This window comes from Naasia lichenicola (assembly GCF_004801885.1).
Lineage (GTDB): Bacteria > Actinomycetota > Actinomycetes > Actinomycetales > Microbacteriaceae > Naasia > Naasia lichenicola.
In genome coordinates, this window is sequence record NZ_SSSM01000001.1 from 834,862 (window position 1) to 853,416 (window position 18,555).

General features: G+C 70.5%; 17 protein-coding genes. 9 read left to right on the top strand and 8 right to left on the bottom strand.

The genetic code is table 11. The features are described 5' to 3' along the window. Positions 1–30 precede the first annotated feature (30 nt). From E6C64_RS03965 to E6C64_RS03975, 3 genes are read left to right on the top strand one after another with little or no spacing between them, the layout of a single operon-like run. Complete coding sequence (locus E6C64_RS03965; protein ID WP_136426281.1) at positions 31–468, top strand: nitroreductase family deazaflavin-dependent oxidoreductase; 438 nt, start codon at positions 31–33, stop codon at positions 466–468. Positions 469–526: 58 nt separating this feature from the next. Further along, complete coding sequence (locus tag E6C64_RS03970) at positions 527–1,006, top strand: helix-turn-helix transcriptional regulator (protein ID WP_136426282.1); 480 nt, start codon at positions 527–529, stop codon at positions 1,004–1,006. 10 nt (positions 1,007–1,016) lie between these two features. Continuing rightward, on the top strand, positions 1,017–1,442 hold the full coding sequence (locus E6C64_RS03975) for a VOC family protein (protein WP_136426283.1): 426 nt from the start codon (positions 1,017–1,019) through the stop codon (positions 1,440–1,442). Between the two features lie 23 nt (positions 1,443–1,465). Here the strand turns inward: E6C64_RS03975 and epsC are convergent, their stop codons facing one another. Together epsC and cysK are read right to left on the bottom strand one after the other, a co-directional pair. Continuing rightward, positions 1,466–2,005: a serine O-acetyltransferase EpsC gene (gene epsC, locus E6C64_RS03980; protein WP_136426284.1), complete on the bottom strand. Its 540-nt coding sequence runs from the start codon at positions 2,003–2,005 to the stop codon at positions 1,466–1,468. After that, complete coding sequence (cysK, locus tag E6C64_RS03985; protein ID WP_136426285.1) at positions 2,006–2,941, bottom strand: cysteine synthase A; 936 nt, start codon at positions 2,939–2,941, stop codon at positions 2,006–2,008. It lies immediately after the preceding gene. 690 nt (positions 2,942–3,631) lie between these two features. On the opposite strand from cysK, the gene E6C64_RS03990 reads away from it, so the two are divergent. Genes E6C64_RS03990 through E6C64_RS04005 form a run of 4 tightly spaced genes read left to right on the top strand, consistent with a single transcriptional unit; the run spans position 3,632 to position 7,403 of the window. After that, positions 3,632–4,765 carry a LolA family protein gene (locus tag E6C64_RS03990; RefSeq protein ID WP_136426286.1) on the top strand — a complete coding sequence of 378 codons (1,134 nt, stop codon included), beginning with the start codon at positions 3,632–3,634 and terminating at the stop codon, positions 4,763–4,765. Positions 4,766–4,769: 4 nt separating this feature from the next. Continuing rightward, positions 4,770–5,801 carry an ABC transporter ATP-binding protein gene (locus E6C64_RS03995; RefSeq protein WP_136426287.1) on the top strand — a complete coding sequence of 344 codons (1,032 nt, stop codon included), beginning with the start codon at positions 4,770–4,772 and terminating at the stop codon, positions 5,799–5,801. Between the two features lie 4 nt (positions 5,802–5,805). Beyond that, positions 5,806–6,693, top strand: coding sequence for an ABC transporter permease (locus tag E6C64_RS04000; protein ID WP_233255439.1), 888 nt, complete (start codon positions 5,806–5,808; stop codon positions 6,691–6,693). Between the two features lie 50 nt (positions 6,694–6,743). Beyond that, the gene (locus E6C64_RS04005) at positions 6,744–7,403 is read left to right on the top strand and encodes a pentapeptide repeat-containing protein (RefSeq protein WP_136426289.1); all 660 of its coding nucleotides are present in this window, start codon (positions 6,744–6,746) and stop codon (positions 7,401–7,403) included. On the opposite strand, the gene E6C64_RS04010 is transcribed toward E6C64_RS04005, so the two are convergent. The 6 genes from E6C64_RS04010 to E6C64_RS04035 all read right to left on the bottom strand — a co-directional run bounded on the left by E6C64_RS04010 (position 7,338) and on the right by E6C64_RS04035 (position 15,923). After that, positions 7,338–8,921: a flavin-containing monooxygenase gene (locus tag E6C64_RS04010; RefSeq protein ID WP_136426290.1), complete on the bottom strand. Its 1,584-nt coding sequence runs from the start codon at positions 8,919–8,921 to the stop codon at positions 7,338–7,340. The two genes, E6C64_RS04005 and E6C64_RS04010, sit on opposite strands and share 66 nt — an antisense overlap. Then, on the bottom strand, positions 8,918–9,784 hold the full coding sequence (locus E6C64_RS04015) for an alpha/beta fold hydrolase (RefSeq protein ID WP_136426291.1): 867 nt from the start codon (positions 9,782–9,784) through the stop codon (positions 8,918–8,920). Before E6C64_RS04015 ends, E6C64_RS04010 begins: the two co-directional genes overlap by 4 nt. Next, positions 9,781–12,297 (bottom strand): 7,8-didemethyl-8-hydroxy-5-deazariboflavin synthase CofG, encoded by a 2,517-nt coding sequence (gene cofG / locus E6C64_RS04020; protein ID WP_136426292.1) that lies wholly within the window; start codon positions 12,295–12,297, stop codon positions 9,781–9,783. Before cofG ends, E6C64_RS04015 begins: the two co-directional genes overlap by 4 nt. A gap of 250 nt (positions 12,298–12,547) precedes the next feature. Then, positions 12,548–13,540 carry an epimerase gene (locus tag E6C64_RS04025; protein WP_136426293.1) on the bottom strand — a complete coding sequence of 331 codons (993 nt, stop codon included), beginning with the start codon at positions 13,538–13,540 and terminating at the stop codon, positions 12,548–12,550. Then, positions 13,533–14,279, bottom strand: coding sequence for a DUF4166 domain-containing protein (locus E6C64_RS04030; RefSeq protein WP_136426294.1), 747 nt, complete (start codon positions 14,277–14,279; stop codon positions 13,533–13,535). Before E6C64_RS04030 ends, E6C64_RS04025 begins: the two co-directional genes overlap by 8 nt. Positions 14,280–14,378: 99 nt before the next feature. Then, positions 14,379–15,923 (bottom strand): SPFH domain-containing protein, encoded by a 1,545-nt coding sequence (locus E6C64_RS04035; RefSeq protein WP_136426295.1) that lies wholly within the window; start codon positions 15,921–15,923, stop codon positions 14,379–14,381. 160 nt (positions 15,924–16,083) lie between these two features. Between E6C64_RS04035 and E6C64_RS04040 the strand changes: the two genes are divergently transcribed. After that, positions 16,084–16,986, top strand: coding sequence for an ABC transporter ATP-binding protein (locus tag E6C64_RS04040; RefSeq protein ID WP_199240942.1), 903 nt, complete (start codon positions 16,084–16,086; stop codon positions 16,984–16,986). Continuing rightward, on the top strand, positions 16,968–18,539 hold the full coding sequence (locus E6C64_RS04045; protein WP_136426297.1) for a transporter: 1,572 nt from the start codon (positions 16,968–16,970) through the stop codon (positions 18,537–18,539). The genes E6C64_RS04040 and E6C64_RS04045 overlap by 19 nt, the downstream gene beginning before the upstream one ends. Positions 18,540–18,555 lie beyond the last annotated feature (16 nt).

Genomic DNA, 18,555 nt, shown 5'->3' on the forward strand with positions numbered 1-18,555 from the left:
TCAGGGCGACAAGTCCGGTTGAATGGACGCATGCCCCTCACCGGTGAATACCTGCCCAGCACCTCCAAGTGGGCCCGCGACCAGGCGGAGAAGTACGAGGCCACCGGCGGCGCCGAGGCCAACACGCTCCGCGGCAAGCCCGTCATCGTGCTCACCACGGTCGGCGCGCAGTCCGGCAAGCTCCGGAAGACGGCGCTGATGCGCGTCGAGCACGACGGCCACTACGCGGTCGTGGCGTCCAAGGGCGGATCCGCCGAGAATCCGGCCTGGTACGCCAACATCGTCGCCGAGCCCCACGTGGAGCTGCAGGACGGGCCGGTCACGCTCGACTACCGTGCCCGCCTCGCCACGGGCGAGGAGCGCGACGAGTGGTGGGCGCGCGCCACCGCCGTCTGGCCCGACTACGACGTGTACCAGACCAAGACCGACCGGCAGATCCCCCTGTTCATCCTCGAGCCGCTCGCCTGAAGCGCCGGGCGCATCCGCTCGCGCGCCGTACGGGGTGCTCCCTGCTAGCGTCGCCCCCATGACCCCGCAGGAGCTCCAGCGCATCGTGTTCCTGCGCAGAGCCCGCGATCTGATGGACCGCGAGTACTCCCGTCCGCTCGACGTGCCGACGATGGCACAGACCGCGCTCATGTCGCCTGCCCACTTCTCCCGGCAGTTCCGCGCCCTCTACGGCGAGACCCCGTATTCGTATCTGATGACCCGACGGATCGAGCGGGCGATGACGCTGCTCCGCGCCGGCTCGAGCGTCACCGACGCGTGCATGGCGGTCGGCTGCACCTCGCTCGGCTCGTTCAGCACACGATTCACGGAGATCGTCGGCGAGAGCCCCTCCGCCTATCGCGCACGGGAGCATCACGCCGTCAACGCGATGCCGTCCTGCGTCGCCAAGGTGCATACCCGCCCCGTGCGGGCCGGCAGCCGCGACTCCAGCACGATGGTGTCGAGCCGTGAAGAGTCGAGCAGGAACAGAGAAGCCGCTCGCTCCTTCGCGGCCTAGCCTCGATGGCATGACCATCGCGCTCCAGTACTGCAACATCACCGTCAACGACGTCGACGAGTCGATCGCGTTCTACCGCGACGCCCTCGGCCTCACCGTGCAGAACGACGTCGGCTCCGGCGACTACCGCTGGGTGACCCTCGGCCTGGAGGCTCAGCCGGGCCTCGGAATCGTGCTCTCGGTGCCCCACGCCGGGCGATCGCAGGAGGACGGCGACGCCATGCAGGAGCTGCTGACCAAGGGGGTCCTCCCCCTGCTGGTCTTCACCACCGACGATGTCGACGGCACCTTCGAGACGGTGCGGGCGACAGGCGCCGAGGTGCTGCAGGAGCCGATCGATCAGCCGTGGGGTCCGCGCGACTGCGCGTTCCGCGATCCGTCGGGCAACACCGTGCGCATCTCGCAGGCGCAGGACCTGCAAGCCCACGTGTCGTAGAGGGCGCACGCGTCGGAGAAGGCTCAGATGTCGTAGAAGTATTCGGCGTAGTCGTGGCTCTGTCGGCGGGCGACCGCCGGGACACCGACGAGCAGCGACGCAGGCGGCGCATCGCGCACCACCACCGCGCCCGCACCGACGACCGAGTCGGCGCCCAGGGTGATGGGGCCGAGGATCGTGGCTCCCGCACCGATCACGACGCGGTCCTCGAGGGTGGGGTGCCGCTTCGTCCGCTCCGAGGATGTGCCGCCGAGGGTGACTCCGTGGTAGATCATCACGTCGTCGCCGACGACCGCGGTCTCCCCGATCACGACGCCCATGCCGTGGTCGATGAAGAAGCGCCGCCCGATCGTCGCGCCGGGATGGATCTCGACGCCCGTCAGCCAGCGGACCAGCTGTGCGACGATGCGCGCGGGCAGGCGGAAGCCGCCCACCCACAGCCGGTGAGCGATGCGGTGGCCCCAGACGGCATGCAGGCCCGAGTAGGTCAGCGCCACCTCGAACCCGCTCCGCGCGGCGGGATCGCGTCGTCGAGCGGTCTGGATGTCTTCGCGGAGCGGCACCTACTCGGTCAGATCGGCGTAGAGGACCGTCGAGAGGTAGCGCTCGCCGTAGCTAGCCACGATCACGACGATGGTCTTGCCGGCGTTCTCGGGGCGCTTGGCCAGTTCGACGGCGGCGTGCACGGTGGCACCGGATGAGATGCCGCCGAGGATGCCCTCCTCGGCGCCGAGCCGACGGGCCATGGCCACCGACTGGGCGATGTTGACGTCGAGGACCTCGTCGTAGATCTCACGGTCGAGGATCGCCGGCACGAAGTTGGCGCCGATGCCCTGGATCTTGTGGGGTCCGGGGGCGCCGCCGTTGAGGATCGGGGACTCCTCGGGCTCCACTGCGACGACCTTCAGGTCGGCCTTCTGCTCCTTGAGGTACCTGCCTGCACCGGTGATGGTGCCGCCCGTCCCGACGCCCGAGACGAAGATGTCGACGTCGCCGTCGGTGTCCTCCCAGACCTCGGGCCCGGTGGTGGCGTAGTGGATGGCGGGGTTCGCCTCGTTCTCGAACTGCTTGGCGAGCACGGCGCCCTCGCGCTCGCCGGCGATCTCGACCGCCTTGTTGACGGCGCCCTTCATGCCCTCGCTGCCAGGGGTGAGGATGAGCTCGGCGCCGTAGGCCTTGAGCAGGGTGCGGCGCTCGACGCTCATCGTCTCGGGCATGGTGAGCACGACCTTGTAGCCGCGCGCTGCCCCGACCATGGCGAGGGCGATGCCGGTGTTGCCGCTCGTGCCCTCGACGATGGTGCCGCCGGGCTTCAGCTGACCTGACTTCTCGGCGGCGTCGATGATGGCGATGCCGAGACGGTCCTTGACCGAGGCGGAGGGGTTGTAGAACTCGAGCTTGGCGAGCACGGTGGCGCCGGCGCCGTCCGTGACCCGGTTGAGCCTGACGAGAGGGGTCTTGCCGAACGCCTCGGTGATCGAGGAGTGGATGCGTGCCATCTTGAGCCTGCGCCTAACGGTTTTCGACAGTGGGGATCCGCGGTCCGTTCCGGCAGCGGATTTCGAGCGCATCCAGCCTAAAGCGCATCAGCCTGGAGGATGTCCCAGTGGTCGCCGTATTACGCGGTGCCGGCGGCTGAGCCGGGCGCTCCGCGATGCAGGGCCGGCGCGAGCGGGCTTCGACGCGGCCTCCGGCCGGCTCAGCCACCGAGTCACTCGAGCTCCCGGTGGCTGAGCCGGGCGCGCAGCGCCCGTGTCGAAGCCCCCCCCGCGAGTGGGCTTCGACGCGGCCTCCGGCCGGCTCAGCCACCGAGTCACTCGACTTTCCGGTGGCTGAGCCGGGCGCGCAGCGCCCGTGTCGAAGCCCACGCGGGCGACCCCGGGCATGACGACTCGTTGGTCGAGTAGGCCCGCCAGGGCCGTATCGAGTAACGGACCGGCTCCGCCACCTCGGCAGATGGAACAGCATCCTCGACGCCGAACGAAGGAGAGGGCCGGAGCGATGCTCCGACCCTCTGCGGTCATCCGGACACCGAAGGTGCGGAGACACGGTCATCCAGCACTGAAGCGCGGCTTCGAGTGGGAGACAGAGTGATGACGTTACGACCTCGGGAACGGACACGCCAGGGCGAGTGTCAGGGTTCGGGCGTATCTTTGCCCTTCACAGCAGATCAGCGGAAGGGTGCGCTCATGGCGGATCGATCCCTGCGGCGCTGGCTCCCCGCCATCGTCGCCCCCATCGTCGTGATCGGCGGCGCGCTCGCCGTGCCGCTCACCGCGGGCGCGGCCGGCGTACCGCCGGAGAAGAGCGCGCAGGAGGTCCTCGAGCTGGTCGGCTCGAACGAGGTCACCGCGCTCTCCGGCACCGTCGTCCAGACCTCTGAGCTGGGCCTGCCCGACCTCTCGGGGGCTCTTTCCGGCACGGGGACGGGCGGCGACAGCGCCAGTTCGGCTCTCGAGCTGCTGACCGGCAGCCACACGGCGCGGGTCTACCTCGACGAGGCACAGGGCGCTCGCGTGCAGATCCTCGACAGCATGGCCGAGCGTGACATCATCGCCGGACCCGACGGCGTGTGGTTCTACGACTCCAGCGAGGACACCGCGACCCACCTGGCGCTGCCCGACGACCCGACCGGCAGTGCGGGCACGGACGGCTCGCAGAGCGACGCGACCGACACGGTCCCCACCCCGGCTGCGCTGGCCGAGCACTTCCTCGATGCGATCGAGCCGAGCACTGCTGTGAGCGTCGACAACACCTCGGTCGTCGCCGGACGCAGCGCCTACGATCTCGTCCTCACCCCGGACAGCGCTGACACCCTGATCGCCGCCGTCACGATCGCCGTGGACTCGGAGACCGGTCTGCCGCTCTCCGTCGCCGTCACCGCGAAGGGACAGTCCGCCGCCGCCTTCTCCGTCGCCTTCTCCGACATCAGCTTCGACACCCCCGATGCGAGCCTGTTCTCCTTCACTCCGCCTGCCGGAGCAACCGTCGACGAGCAGCTCCCCCACGCCTACTCGCTCAGCACGAGCGCGAACGGCGAGCACGACTCGCACCTCGGCGATCTTGCGAAGAACGTCACGGTGACGGGCGACGCCTGGGCGTCGATCGTCGAGCTCCCGGTCGGAGATCTCGCTGCGGGAGCGTCCGAGGAGTCGGCCGACCCGAGCGGATCGGCGAGCTCGCTCCTCGACGCAGCCACGGAGAAGGTCGACGGCGGGCGGGTGCTCAGCACCTCTCTCCTCAACGTCCTGCTCACGGACGACGGGCGCATCCTGGCCGGCTCGGTCCCCGTCGCGCTGCTGCAGGCCGCGGCCGCCGACTGACCCCGTGACGGGGAACGCCGGATCGAATGCCTTCGCCCCAGGGGCACTCGCGATCGAGACTCACGGGCTGACCAAGCGGTTCGGCTCCCACCTGGCGGTGGACTCCGTCGACCTCGCCGTGCCGCGGGGCTCGGTCTTCGGCTTCCTCGGGCCGAACGGCGCGGGCAAGACGACGACCATCCGGATGCTCCTCGGACTGGTCGGCGCCACCAGCGGAAGCATCTCGGTGCTCGGCCAGCCGATGCCGGCGTCGCTGGCGTCCGTGCTCCCTCGGGTCGGCGCGCTCGTCGAGGGCCCCGCGTTCTACCCGTTCCTGTCGGGAGCCGCCAATCTTCACCGCCTCGACACCGCCGACCGCTCCGTCGACGGCGCCACCCGCAGCGACCGCGTCGCTCAGGCGCTCGACCGCGTCGGTCTGGGGCATGCGGCGGGCAAGAAGGTCAAGGCCTACTCCCTGGGCATGAAGCAGCGCCTGGGGCTGGCGAATGCGCTGCTCGCTCCGCGTGATCTGCTCGTGCTCGACGAGCCGTCCAACGGACTCGACCCGCAAGGCACCCGCGAGGTGCGGAGCCTCATCCGATCACTCGCCGCCGACGGGACCACGGTCTTCGTGTCGAGCCATCTGCTGGCCGAGATCGAGCAGCTCTGCTCGCACGTCGCGGTGATGAGCTCCGGACGGATCGTGTCGCAGGGCACCCTCGACGCCGTCCGCGATCAGGACGTCTCACGGATCCGAGTCGTGACCACGGACCCGGTCGGTGCGCTCCGCGTGCTCGCCGACTTCGGCCTCGAGCCGTCAGTGGCAACGGACGAGAGCACGGCGGACGGTGACGTGCGCGTCGTTCTCGCGCCGGTTCCCGCGACCGATCCTGGGCACCGCACGAGCGGCATCCAGCCCGAGGCCATCGTCGCCGCGCTCGTCGCCGCCGGCGTGCCGGTCCGCGGCTTCACCGTCGAGGAGAGCAGCCTCGAGGACCGCTTCGTGGCTCTCACCGGCGAGGGCTTCGCCATCGCGGAGGGACACAGTGTCCGATAGCCCGGTGTCCGATAGCACCCTGTCCGCCAGCACAGCGCCCGGCGAGACGGCCTCGGTCCGCGCCCGTCCTCCCCGCGGGCTAGGGCTCGCCCTTCTCGCCTCCGAGCTGGCGATCCTGTTCCGGCGCACCCGAACCATCGCCATGCTCGCGGCATTGGCAGCGGTGCCCATCCTGATCGCCGTCGCGGTGCGCGTCTCATCGTCAGGTTCGAGCGGACGCGGACCCGCGTTCATCGATCAGATCACCCAGAACGGGCTGTTCGTCGGTGTCGCCGGCCTCATCCTCTGCATTCCGCTGTTCCTGCCGCTGACGGTGGGTGTCGCCGCCGGCGACACCATCGCGGGCGAGGCCAGTCACGGCACGCTGCGCTATCTACTGGTCGCCCCCGCGGGCCGGGTGCGACTGCTGATCGTGAAGTTCCTCGGCACCGTCGCGTTCTGCATCGCGGCGCCGCTCGTCGTGGTCCTGGCCGGCACCGTGATCGGCGCGATCCTCTTCCCACTCGGGAACGTGACCCTGCTCTCGGGCGACACCGTGTCGATCAGCGAGTCGCTCGGGCGGGCGCTGCTCATGTCGGCCTACGTCAGCGTCTCGCTCATCGGACTGTCGGCGATCGGCCTGTTCATCTCGACCCTCACGGACACCCCTGTCGGCGCGATGGCCGCGACGATCGTCATCTCGGTCGCAGCGCAGGTGGTCGGCTCGCTCGACCAGCTCGCCTGGTTGCACCCATGGCTGTTCAGCTATCACTGGCTGGGTGTCGTCGACATGCTCCGCCAGCCGATCCTCTGGTCGAGCTTCGGCGACAACGCGATCCTGCAGCTCGGCTACGTGATCGTCTTCGGGGCCCTCGCCTACAGCCGCTTCGTGACGAAGAGCATCCTCTCCTGACGGTCTTCGGATAGGGGCACTCTGGCGCACCGCGGGATAGCGTGGGAGAGATGCCCTCCTCGACGATCCGCCGGCCCAGAATCGACTCCCTCAAGCTGGGCGCGCTCGCCCCCGGCGAGCTGGACGAGCTCGTCGACAGCGGCGGCGCCGACGGCCAGAGATTCTCCGAGGTCGACCTCGAGGGTCATGACCTGGCCAATGTCACCCTGCGGGAGGTGCACCTCGATGGAGCGCGGTCGCGCGACCTCCAGCTACGCGGCTCCAGCCTCGCCGACGTGGTCATCGACCGGCTGGACGTCCCGGTGCTGCGGGCCTCCCGCTCGTCCTGGCGCAGCGTGCGGATCAGCGAGAGCCGGATCGGCTCGGGCGAGCTCTACGACTCGAACTGGCGCTCGATCCGGATCGCCAGCAGCAAGCTCGGCTACCTCAACTTCCGCGGCTCGACAGTGACGGACGTGATCATCTCCGACTGCACCATCGACGAGCTCGACCTCTCGGGTGCCGAGGCCCAGCGGATCGTCTTCGAGAAATGCGTCATCCGCTCGCTCGACGTGCGTCAGGCGAAGCTGCTCGACGTTGATCTGCGCGGGGTCGAGCTGCACGAGGTCTCGGGAGTGCAGAACCTGCGCGGCACGATCGTCGACTCAGGCCAGCTCGATCTGCTCGCCCCGCTGCTCGCGAGCAGCATCGGCATCACCGTCGCCGACTGACTCGCCGATGCCGTAGGCCGCGCCGTCGAACCGGCTCAGCCGCCGACGGAAGGCGAATGCGAAGTCGGGCCAGAGCAGGGTGAGACGGCCGCTGCGCTCGTCGACGTACCAGCTCGAGCACTTCCCTCGCAGCCACACCGTCGAACCGGCCACGGCGTCCAGCTCGGCGATGTAGTCGTCCTCCGCAGCTCGGGTCACCTCGAGCACTCCGCCCCCGCCGGCCATCGCCCCGCCGGTCAAGTCGGCGAGCGCGGACAGCGCGTCGAGGATGTGGTCGATCTGCGCCTCGATCATATAGATCGCCGAATTGTGGCCGAGGCTCGCGTTGGGGCCGTCGAGGATGAACAGGTTCGGGAAGCCGTGCACCGCGGTCGATGCGTAGGCGACCATGCCGTCCGCCCAGCGGTCGGCGAGCGGGACCCCATTACGTCCGAGGATGGTGCGGGCGTACGGCGGCTCGGTCGACTCGAAGCCGGTCGCGAGGATCAGCACGTCGAGCTCGTGCATCCGCCCGCTCGCCGCCACCGCCGTGCCGCCCCGAACCGACTCGAGCGCGGATGCCTCGAGCACGACCGTGGGTCGGCTGAGGGCCGGGTAGAAGTCATCCGAGAGCAGCACGCGCTTGCATCCGATCTCGTAGTCGGGAGTGAGCGCGGCGCGGAGCCCACGATCGCCCACCTGCTCGCCGAGGTGCGCGAGCGCGCGGTGACGCAGTGCGTCGAGGGGGCCGGAGATCCCGATCCGCTGGGCGTAGCCCTGCTCCATCGACCAGAACAGCCGCGAGCGCAGTCGCTCGGCCGACTCGGGAGCGCGGGCGAACAGCCGCTGCTCGGCGGCGGTGTACTCCCGGTCCTGCCGCGGAACGACATACGGAGCGCTGCGCTGGAAGACGACGACGGATTCGGCCCGAGCCGCCACCTCAGGGATGAGCTGCACCGCTGACGCGCCGGTGCCGACGATGCCGACCCGCGCGCCCGACAGGTCGGCGTCGCCCCATCGCGACGAGTGGAAGACCCTGCCGGTGGACTGGTCGAGCCCGGCGACGTCGGGGATGCGCGGCTCCGACAGCCGGCCCGCAGCCATCACCAGCACGCGGCACCGGTAGTCGCCGCGGGTGGTGCGGACCATCCAGCGGCCGTCGTCCTCGTCCCACTCGGAACCGAGCACCGCGGTGCCGAAGCGCAGGTGCGGCAGCAGCCCCTCGTCGCGCGCGGCCTCGACGAGATAGCCCTGGATCTCGGCTCCGGGAGCGAAGAATCGCGACCAGTCGGGCTTCGGGCGGAACGAGTAGGAGTACAGATGCGATGGGATGTCGCAGGCGACGCCCGGGTAGACGTTGTCCCGCCAGGTGCCGCCGACCTGGTCTGCGCGCTCGAGGATCAGGAACGACGCCGTCCCGCGGCGCGCGAGCCGGATGCCGAGGCCGAGGCCCGCGATTCCTGCACCGACGATGAGGGTGTCGACCTCGACGAATCCCTGCGGCGACGTAGACCCGAGCGGGCGGGCCGCCGCATTCACGTCCGTGCTCCCTCGACAGCACCCTCGGCAGCTGCCTGCTGAGGGCGCGCGGTGCCGCGCGGGTCGCCCTCGAGGAACTCCTCGATCAGCTGCAGCACCTCGATCGGGCGCTCGGCGAGCGCGGCGTGACCGCTGTCGAGCTCCGCGTAGCGCGAGTCGTCGAGAGCGGCGAAGAGCGCTCGGCTCTGCTCGCGAGGCACGATGGCGTCGTCTGCGCAGCCGATCACGAGCGTCGGCGTCTGGACTCCCGCGACGACGTCGGCGAGCGAGACGCTGGCGAGCAGCGCCATCCGGGCGCCCGACCAGGCTGAACCGGCGATGCTGTGCGAGGCGGTCTCATCGAGACCGGCCGAGCTGAAGGCCGCGTAGCCGAGCAGCTGATCGCGCAGCGCGGCGGGCGCCGCGCCGTGCAGCCGAGCGAACCGGCGCTGGCGCTCCGTGACGTCGAGCCAACCGCCGATCAGCACCAGACGGGCGACCCGATCGCGCGCGGCGACCCGAGCCGCGATCGTTGCGCCGAGGGAGACGCCGACCAGATCGACCCGGCGGCCCGGAGCGATGGCCTCGAGGGCCGCGATCACCTGGTCGGCCGCGCCGTCGATCGCCCCATCGCGGGACTGGGACTGGGACTCCGCAGAGGCGCTCTCCGCGGGCACCTCCCAGTCGAGCGCGATCACCCGGCGGGTGCGGGCGAGCAGGGGAAGCAGCAGGCCGAACTCATCCTGAGATGAGGCGAGCTCGCCGGGCAGCAGCACGAGCGGCACGCGGTGCGGGGCCGTCTCCTCGCCGACCGTCAGCGCGACCAATCCGGCGATCCGGGTGACGACCGGATCCGGACGGCCCCAGCCCGAGCGCTCGATCATCGCTCCGTCACCGGCAGGGCCGGCCGGCCGGCGCGAGCGCAGCGGGTCAGCCGGAACGCGGCCGTGTCGGACTGGCGGGGTCGACGGGCGGCCGCGAGGCGCTCCACCGGGGGCTCACCGTAGGTGGTCGTCCGCTGACGGGTGGGCCGGCCGATGTCCGCGGCCAGCCGTTCGACCTCGGCGATCGTCAGCGTCCGGTGCGCCTCGGCGCCCGCTTCGGGGCGGAGGGCGCCATCGATCAGCAGTCCGCCGAGGTCGTCGGCACCGCCCTGGAGGATGAGCTGCGCGGCGTGCAGCCCGAGCTTCGTCCATGCCACCTGGATGTGATCGATGCTGCCGTGCAGCATCAGCCGCGCCACGGCGTGCAGGGCGCGGCTCTCGTCGACCGATGGGCCCGATCGGCTGAGACCCGGCACCTGGACGGGCGACTCCTGAGGCAGGAACGGCATGGGGATGAACTCGGTGAAGCCGCCCGTCTGCTCCTGGATGCTCCGGAGGGTCCGCAGGTGGGCGACCTGCTGGGCGGGCGTCTCGAGGTGGCCGTAGACCATCGTCGCCGTCGACCCCAGGCCGGCACGATGGGCTGCGACGATCCCGCCGATCCAGTCGCGCACGGGGATGTCCGTCCCTGCGGTGAGCGCTGCGCGCACCCCGTCGTCGAGGATGCGGGCCGCGGTGCCCGGAACGCTGTCCAGCCCGGCGTCCCGCAGCTCGGCCAGATGCCGCTCGAGCCCGACTCCGCGACGACGGGCGCCCTCGGCGAGCTCTGCCGGCCGGAAGGCGTGCAGGTGGATGTCCGGCGTGCGGGCGCGGATGGCACGGATGACATCCAGCTGACCGGCGCGAACACCCGCTGGGATCTGGCCCTGCAGGCAGAGTTCGGTGGCGCCGAGCTCCCACGCCTCGGCGGCGAGCTCCGCCATCGCTTCGAGTGTGAACTCACGATATCCATTCGTGCGCTCGGTCGATGGTTCAGCAACCGCGTCGTCCACGAGCAGCGCGGCGTCCAGGTTGCGGTTGACGACGTAGGTCACCGCGTCGCCGACCGTCCGGGCGCGCAGCTCGTCGGCCAGACGGGTCAGCCGCTCGATGTCGTCGCCGCGGGCGCCGAGCAGGGCGACGTAGCCGGCATCCGCGAGCCCGGCAGGATCCACCGCCGCCTGGGCCAGCGCATCGTCGAGCTGCCGATCACCCGAGGGCTCGCGGGGCAGGAGTGCCGGTGCAGTCGTCCACGGCCGGCCGACGACCGGAGCCTGCTCATCCGCGAGACCGGACGGGGCGGCGAGCGCGTCGAGGTGCGGGCGGAGGCGCGGATCCACCCACTCCTGCCCCGCCATGACGTACTGCGGGTGCGCCGTGAGCCGCTCGCGCAGCTCGAAACCGCTCAGCGCGGTCAGGGCGGAGAGGTCGTCGAGGTCGGGCCACGGCCGCTCGGGGTTGACGTGATCGGCGGTCAGCGGGCTGACGCCGCCCCAGTCGTCGATCCCGGCGCGGAGAAGCAGGCCGAGCTCGTTCGCGTCGGTGAGGTTGGGCGGGGCCTGAATCGTGGCATCGGCGCCCATCACCACGCGGGCCACGGCGACCGCGGCGATGTACTCCTCGAGGGCGAGGTCCGCCTCGTTCTGCATGGCCGTCCGCGGCTTGGCGCGGAAGTTCTGCACGATCGTCTCCTGGATGTGCCCCCAGCGCTCGTGCGAGGCGCGGATCGCGAAGAGCGACTCCGCGCGCTCGGCGTCGTTCTCGCCGATGCCGAGCAGCACGCCGGTGGTGAACGGAACGCGGGAGCGACCGGCGTCCTCGAGCACCCGGAGTCGGAGGGCGGGGTCCTTGTCGGGCGAGCCGTAGTGCACGCCGCCCTTCTCCGACCAGAGTCGGCCGGCGGTCGTCTCGAGCATCATGCCCATGGACGGCGCGCTCGGTCGGAGGCGCTGCAGCTCGGACCAGGACATGACCCCCGGGTTGAGGTGCGGCAGCAGTCCCGTCTCCTCGAGCACGAGGATCGCCATCGCGCGGATGTAGTCGATCGTCGACTCGTAGCCGTGATCGTCGAGCCAGGCTCGGGCGATCGGCCAGCGATCCTCGGGACGGTCGCCGAGGGTGAAGAGCGCCTCCTTGCAGCCGAGCTCGGCGCCGCGACGGGCGACCTCGAGGATCTCCTCGGGCTCCATGTAGGTCGGCTTGCCGTGCATCGCGAGGCCCCCCGGGGTCTCGACGAAGGTGCAGTAGTGGCAGCGATCGCGGCAGAGGAAGGTGACCGGGATGAACACCTTGCGCGAGTAGGTGATGATCCCCTCGCGTCCGGACCGATCCAATCCCTCATCGCGCAGCGCAGAGGCGACCGTGAGCAGGCGCTCGAGCTCGGGGCCGCGCGCGCTGAACAGGATGGTCGCATCGGCCTCGGAGACGGGATCGCCCGCTTCGAGGCGCAACAGCGCGTCGCGCACGACGACCACGGGAGCGGACCCGGCGGACGGGTGCTGATCAGAGGAGGACTGTGCGGATGCTTCGACCATGACAGCGCCTTGAGAGAAGGGATGCGGGCACTCACGCAGAGTGCGGTGAAGCCCAAATCCAGGCCTCATGTTCGAATGCCTCAAGCCTACCCGCGCTCGACGGCGCACCTGTCGGCCACCTCTTCCCTGTACTTGGCCACCTTTCGCCGTGACGGCCACCTTTAGAACCCGTGCCGTCGGCGGAAAAGGTGGCCGAACGCAACGGAAAGGTGGCCGAGCGCACGCGCGCTGTCGATTCTCGATCGGCAGGTCAGGCGGCGGAGCTCGACGCCTTGCGCTGTTCGATGATCTGGCGAAGGGCCGGCTCGAGGTCGGGATACTCGAAGCGATACCCCGCGGCGAGCAGGCGCTCGGGGACCACCCACCGGCTCTTGAGGATCAGCTCCGTCTCGGTGCTGATCAGCTTGGCGCCGATCTCGAGCAGCCATCGCGGCGATGGGACGCCGATCGGAACGCCGACCAGCTCCCGGATGGTGCGCATCACCGTGCGCCCATCGGACGGGTGAGGCGACGTGACGTTGACCGGGCCGTCGAGCTCGGGATGCACGCGCAGGAAGTCGATGGCACCCAGCACGTCTGCGATGTGCACCCAGCTGAACTTCTGCGCGCCGCCGTGAGCCCGGAACTCATGGAAGGTGCCGTTGCGCCGGCGCGACTCGGTGGCGAACCAGCGCCCGTCGAGCTGGGGTCCGCCGAGGCCGAACTGGGCGAGCCGCAGAAGCGGCAGCAGGGCGCTGCCGTCGCCGAGCACGATCGCCATCCGCAGCGCGACCCGTCGGGTGCCGGGCAGGCTGGCGGCGAACAGGGCCTCCTCCCACGCGGTGGCGACGCCGACCGAGAATCCTGTGCCGATCTCGCCGGTCGACTCGGTCATCGGCCGGTCTTCGGCGTGCCGGTAGATCGTGGCCGTCGACGAGTTGAGCCAGACCGGCGGCGGCTCGTCGCATGCGGCGATCGCCCGCGACAGTTCTGTGGTCGTCGCCACGCGCGAGCGCAGGATCTCTGCCCGGTTGGCGTCGTTGTAGCGGCAGTTGACGCTCTTGCCCGCCAGATTGATGAGCACGTCCGCGCCGTCGAGCACGTCGGTGAGGGCGGCGGTGTTGCCCCAGCGGGCATCGGGTCCGCGACGGCCGATCCGCGCGACATCTGCACCGCGGGCCCGGAAGGCGGCGTACAGGTAGTCGCCGATGAAGCCGGATGCGCCCGCCAGGACCACCCGATCGACCGGTGCTCGTTCACTCATCGCCACTCCCCCTGATCAGGCTCGCCCTGTCGATCGCCGTGTCCGTCCCGGCTCCGACGGCTGAGCCGCTGCCTGCCCCCGCGGAACGCTGCGCACGCTCGGCCACGACCTCGTAGGCGAACGATCCGCTGTACTCGTAGATCCGACCCAGCCATCTCGATTCCAGCACAACGGAGACGTGCTGGCGATCGGTGGCCTCGTCGAAGCGCTCTGTGAGGCGGACGGTGGGCGCGAGGATCTCGGGCACCGGCCGATAGCGGCCACCCAGGCGGACGGCCATCCGATCGGAGCGCAGGCGGAGCGCTCCGTCCTGCACCGAGGCGACGAGCTCGGCGCGGAACCGGCGACCGGTTCCGAGGTAGTCGACGAGCGTTGAGCCCTCGACCGTGATGGCATCGACCATCGTGCGATTCCCGCCCTTGAGCTCGAAGGTCCTGCTCGCCGCCACCGCGGCGCTGCCGTTCGGATCTGTCGTCGATCGGTTGGTGACCGAGAACAGCACATCGCTCTGCCAGACCGGGAAGAGGATGCCCTCCGCCTGCAGGATCGCGAGGATCGGCCAGAGGATGCGCCGCGGCGTGCCGACCCGGCTGAACCGCCCGCGACCCTGACCGACGTGCCCGGTGGGGATGGCGCCGAAGTAGGCGCGGAGCCGAGGATGCAGCCCGGGGAGCTCATCGCCGAGAACGAGCTGATACGGCGAGCGGCTGTCCCGCGTCGCCTCGGAAGCCTCGGCCATCGTCCCTCCCTCGATGTCGTCACCGTTCCGTCGAGCTGCCCACTTCTGCCGCTGGGAATGCGATCCGAGCGGCAGAATCGGGCAGCTCAGCGGAGAGGGTCAGCTCGCCGGTGTTCCCTCGGTCGGCGTGGCTGGCTTTCGGCGGCCCTTGGCCGAGTCGGAGGCGGCGAAGGCGGTGCCCGCCGCGTCGCCCGCCGCCCGGGCGTTGACGAGATCGGCGATGTCGATGCCGACCAGGTCCTTGATCAGCTGAGTCGACGAGGCCAGCTGTCCGGCGACGCTCTGATTGAGCTGCCCGGTCGCATTGCCGTCCGTCGAGATCAGGGTCATGTTCGAGATGCCTGCCAGCGGCTCGGCGGCGGCGCGGACGATCTCGGGCAGCTTCGCGATGATCTGCTGACGCAGCAGATCGACGGAGCGCTCGCTGAGGGCCTCCGCCTGCGCACGGGACGAGTCGGCGAGCGCAGCACCTGTCGCACGAGTGGCATCCGCCTCAGCCTCACCCTCCGCTCGGAGGGCCTCGGCGGCGGCGATACGGCGGTTCTTGTCGGCGATGCCCTCCGCCTCGGTGGCCTCGGCGGCCGACCTGCGACGGTTGCGGTCCGCGATGCCCTCGGCCTCGATGGCCTCGGCGGCCGACTTGCGAGCGTCTCGAGCCGCGTTGGCGTTCGCGATGGACGCCGCGGCGGTCGCCTCGGCGCGCTTCTGCACGGCATACGCATCGGCGTCGGCGGCCGCGCGGATCTCGGCGTCGAGCTCCTGCTTGCGCAGGCCGACCCGCTTGCCGGCGGTCACCTCCTGCTGGGAGACGACGGCCTGCTGAGCGATCGCCTCGGCGAGCGGGGCGGCGGCGGCGGCCTCTGCGCGCGCCTTGTCCGTCTCCTTCTGGATCTCCGCCCGACGCAGGTCGAGTCGGCGCTGCGCCTCGGAGACGGCCTGGTCGGCGTTGATCCGCGCCTCTTCGGAAGCCTGGCGTGAGACGGATTCCGCGATCTCGGCGACCTGCTTGACCCGCGCGGCCTCACCACGGCCGAGGTCGCGGATGTAGCCGTTGTCGTCGTCGATCTCCTTGATCTGCAGCGTGTCGATCTGCAGGCCCTGGACGTCGAGGGACTCGCGGACCGCCTCGAGCACCTGACCCTGCAGGGCGGAGCGGTTGGTGATGATCTCGGTCACCGTGAGCTGGCCGACGATGGAGCGGACCGAACCCGAGAGGACCTCTTCGGTGGAGGACTCGATCTGATCCTGCTGGTTGAGGAAGCGCTGGGCGGCCGCGCGCACCATGGCCTCGGAGCCGCCGACCTTGACCACCGCGACCGCGTTCACCCGGATGGTGATCGCGTCGCGCGTCTGAGCCGTGGCCTGCACGTTCAGCTGGCGGCTGCGCAGGCTGAGCTTGAAGTACGCCTCGATGATCGGCTTGACGAAGACGCGCGACCCGAAGACGACGCGCTGCCCGGCGCTCTCCCCCGCCTCGCTGCCGACCTTCGCCACGCGCTGCCGCGAGGTGACGATGATCGCCTCGTCGGGCTTGGCGACCTTGATGCCCCGCAGCAGGGAGATGACGACGATGAGCAGGATGACGACGACGACGCCGATGCCGACGGCGAGGCCGATCGCATCGGGAGAGAAGGGCGTGAGCACGGGAACAGTATGACAGCGGCCGAATGCGGAAATCAGGCCTGATCAGCAGAAAACCTGCTCAACTCCTGATCCTGGATCGCCGATCGGGAGCGCGGACGACCAGCCGGATCGGTTAGGTTGGGGCCCCACCCCGGCATCCGATGCGATGAGGAGACTGTGCATGGCCGAGAAAGAGTCGTTCCCATCCGGCTCGAGTTCTCCCGATCGGAGTTCCGGAGCGGACGCGGCGGGCACTTCGGCCCCGCTCGCCGCCGCCCCGCTCGCCGCCGCCCCGCTCGCGGCACCCGCTCCCGCACCCGCTGCCCCGGGCGGCAGCGCGCTGTCGATCCGCGGCCTGCGCAAGGTCTTCGGCAGCAAGGTGGCCGTCGACGGCGTCGACCTCGAGGTGCCGTCGGGATCCTTCTACGGCCTGGTCGGGCCGAACGGCGCGGGCAAGACGACGACCCTCTCGATGGCGACAGGACTGCTCCGCCCCGACGCGGGCACCGCGCTGGTGCACGGCGTCGACGTCTGGCAGCAGCCGCTCGAGGCCAAGCGGCTGATCGGCATCCTCGCCGACGGCGTGCGGCTCTTCGACCGGCTGACGGGCGAGCAGCTGGTGAGCTACTCCGGGATGCTCTCCGGAATGAGCCGCGAGACGGTCACCGAGCGCGCCGCCGACCTGCTGCGCCTGCTCGACCTCACCGAGGCCTCGAGCACCCTCGTCGTCGACTACTCCGCCGGCATGACGAAGAAGATCGCCCTCGCCTGCGCGCTCATCCACGCCCCGCGGCTGCTGGTCCTGGATGAGCCGTTCGAGTCCGTCGATCCCGTCTCGGCGGCCAACATCCGCGATCTGCTGCACGGCTACGTCGACTCCGGCGGCACCGTCATCGTCTCGAGCCACGCGATGGACCTCGTGCAGCGGATGTGCGACCACGTCGCGATCATCGCCGCCGGCCGCGTGCTGGCGGCGGGCACCATCGACGAGGTGCGCGACGGCGCCGAGCTCGAGGACCGCTTCGTCGACCTGGTCGGCGGGCGCCATCACGCCGAGGGACCCGCATGGTTGCGACTCTCGTAAGGCTGCGCTTCCTCGTCCTCGGCAACGGCCTCCGCCGCTCGCCCTGGCAGCTGGTCGCCTTCATCTTCGGCGTGCTCTACGGCCTCGGCGCCCTCACCGGGATCGGCTTCGGCCTCCTCGCCCTCAGCGCAGCACCGCTGGAGATCGCCCGGACAGTCGTCGTGATCGCCGGCTCTGTCGTGGTGCTCGCCTGGATCCTGGTGCCCATGTTCGCCGCGGGGATCGATCAGACCCTGGACACGTCCCGTCTCGTCACCTTCCCGATCCCCCTCAACACCCTGCTCGCGGCTCTCGGGGCCAGCGCCATCCTGGGCATCCCCGGCATCATCACGGTGCTCGCCAGCATCGCCACTGCAGGCACCTGGTGGCGTCAGCCGGGCGTCGCGGTCGTCGCCATCCTCTGCGGGCTCGTGGGCGCCCTGACCTGCATCGCCGCGTCGCGCACCGTGTCCACGATCGCCTCGACGGTCGCGTCGGGTCGCCGATTCCGCGAGGTCGCCGGCGTGCTGGTGCTCATCCCGCTGATCCTGCTCGGACCGATCATCAGCTCGGCCGCTCAGGGCATCCGGACCGCGGCCGATGCGCTGCCGCGAGTGGCCGACACCCTCGCCTGGACGCCACTCGGCGCCATCTGGGCCGTGCCGTCCGATCTGGCCGGAGGCGACGCGGCGAGCGCCGCCCTGCACGCGCTCATCGGCGCGGCCACGCTCGTGGTGCTCGTCTTCGCCTGGCGCCTCAGCCTGGCCGTCGCCCTCATCACTCCGCCGCACGCCGCCACCCGCTCGGAGCGGCACAGGAGCACCGGCCTGCTCGGCATCGCACCCGCCACGGTCTGGGGCGCGATCGCCGCGCGATCGCTGATCTATTGGTTCCGCGACCCGCGCTACCTGCGCCAGCTGATCCTCATCCCGCTGATCCCGGCGCTGCTGGTGCTCTACAGCAACATCTTCCACAACCCGGGCCTGCTGATCATCGCCGGCCCCGTCGTCGCGTTCCTGCTGTCGCTGTCGATCTTCGCCGACATCTCCTTCGACGGGACCGCCTTCGCCACCCACCTGGCCGCCGCAGTGCGAGGCGCCGACGATCGCCTGGGACGCGCGGTCGCGCTCGCCGTGTTCGGGCTGCCGGCCATCGTCGTGGTGATCCTCGTGACCGCGTTCATCTCGGACACCTGGGCTGCCGTGCCGGCCACGCTCGGCATCTCCCTCGGCACGTTCCTCACCGGCCTCGGGGTATCGAGCGTCACGTCCGCGCGGCTCGTGCTCCCGGTGCCCGCGGCCGGGGACAGCCCCTTCAAGTCGCCCCAGGGGGCCAACCTCACGAACTCCCTCGCGACCTTCGTCGCCTGGGGCATCCTGATCCTGCTCGTCCTGCCCGAACTCGCCCTCACGATCGTCAACCTGATCACCGGCGACGTCGTGTGGGGCTGGGCGTCGCTGGTCGTCGGCGTCGCCCTCGGTCTGGTGCTCGTGTCGGTGGGAATCCGGATCGGCGGTCGCGTGCTCGACGCTCGCGGAGTCGACCTGCTCGCCCAGCTCCGCCGCGCCCGCTGACCTACCTGCCACTTTC

Coding starts and splice junctions, on each gene's coding strand:
- E6C64_RS03965 (WP_136426281.1), top strand. CDS start 31: ATGCCCCTCACCGGTGAATACCTGCCCAGCACCTCCAAGTGGGCCCGC.
- E6C64_RS04040 (WP_199240942.1), top strand. CDS start 16,084: ATGGCCGAGAAAGAGTCGTTCCCATCCGGCTCGAGTTCTCCCGATCGG.
- E6C64_RS03975 (WP_136426283.1), top strand. CDS start 1,017: ATGACCATCGCGCTCCAGTACTGCAACATCACCGTCAACGACGTCGAC.
- E6C64_RS04030 (WP_136426294.1), bottom strand. CDS start 14,279: ATGGCCGAGGCTTCCGAGGCGACGCGGGACAGCCGCTCGCCGTATCAG.
- E6C64_RS04015 (WP_136426291.1), bottom strand. CDS start 9,784: ATGATCGAGCGCTCGGGCTGGGGCCGTCCGGATCCGGTCGTCACCCGG.
- cysK (WP_136426285.1), bottom strand. CDS start 2,941: ATGGCACGCATCCACTCCTCGATCACCGAGGCGTTCGGCAAGACCCCT.
- E6C64_RS04005 (WP_136426289.1), top strand. CDS start 6,744: ATGCCCTCCTCGACGATCCGCCGGCCCAGAATCGACTCCCTCAAGCTG.
- E6C64_RS04045 (WP_136426297.1), top strand. CDS start 16,968: ATGGTTGCGACTCTCGTAAGGCTGCGCTTCCTCGTCCTCGGCAACGGC.
- cofG (WP_136426292.1), bottom strand. CDS start 12,297: ATGGTCGAAGCATCCGCACAGTCCTCCTCTGATCAGCACCCGTCCGCC.
- E6C64_RS03990 (WP_136426286.1), top strand. CDS start 3,632: ATGGCGGATCGATCCCTGCGGCGCTGGCTCCCCGCCATCGTCGCCCCC.
- E6C64_RS03970 (WP_136426282.1), top strand. CDS start 527: ATGACCCCGCAGGAGCTCCAGCGCATCGTGTTCCTGCGCAGAGCCCGC.
- E6C64_RS04025 (WP_136426293.1), bottom strand. CDS start 13,540: ATGAGTGAACGAGCACCGGTCGATCGGGTGGTCCTGGCGGGCGCATCC.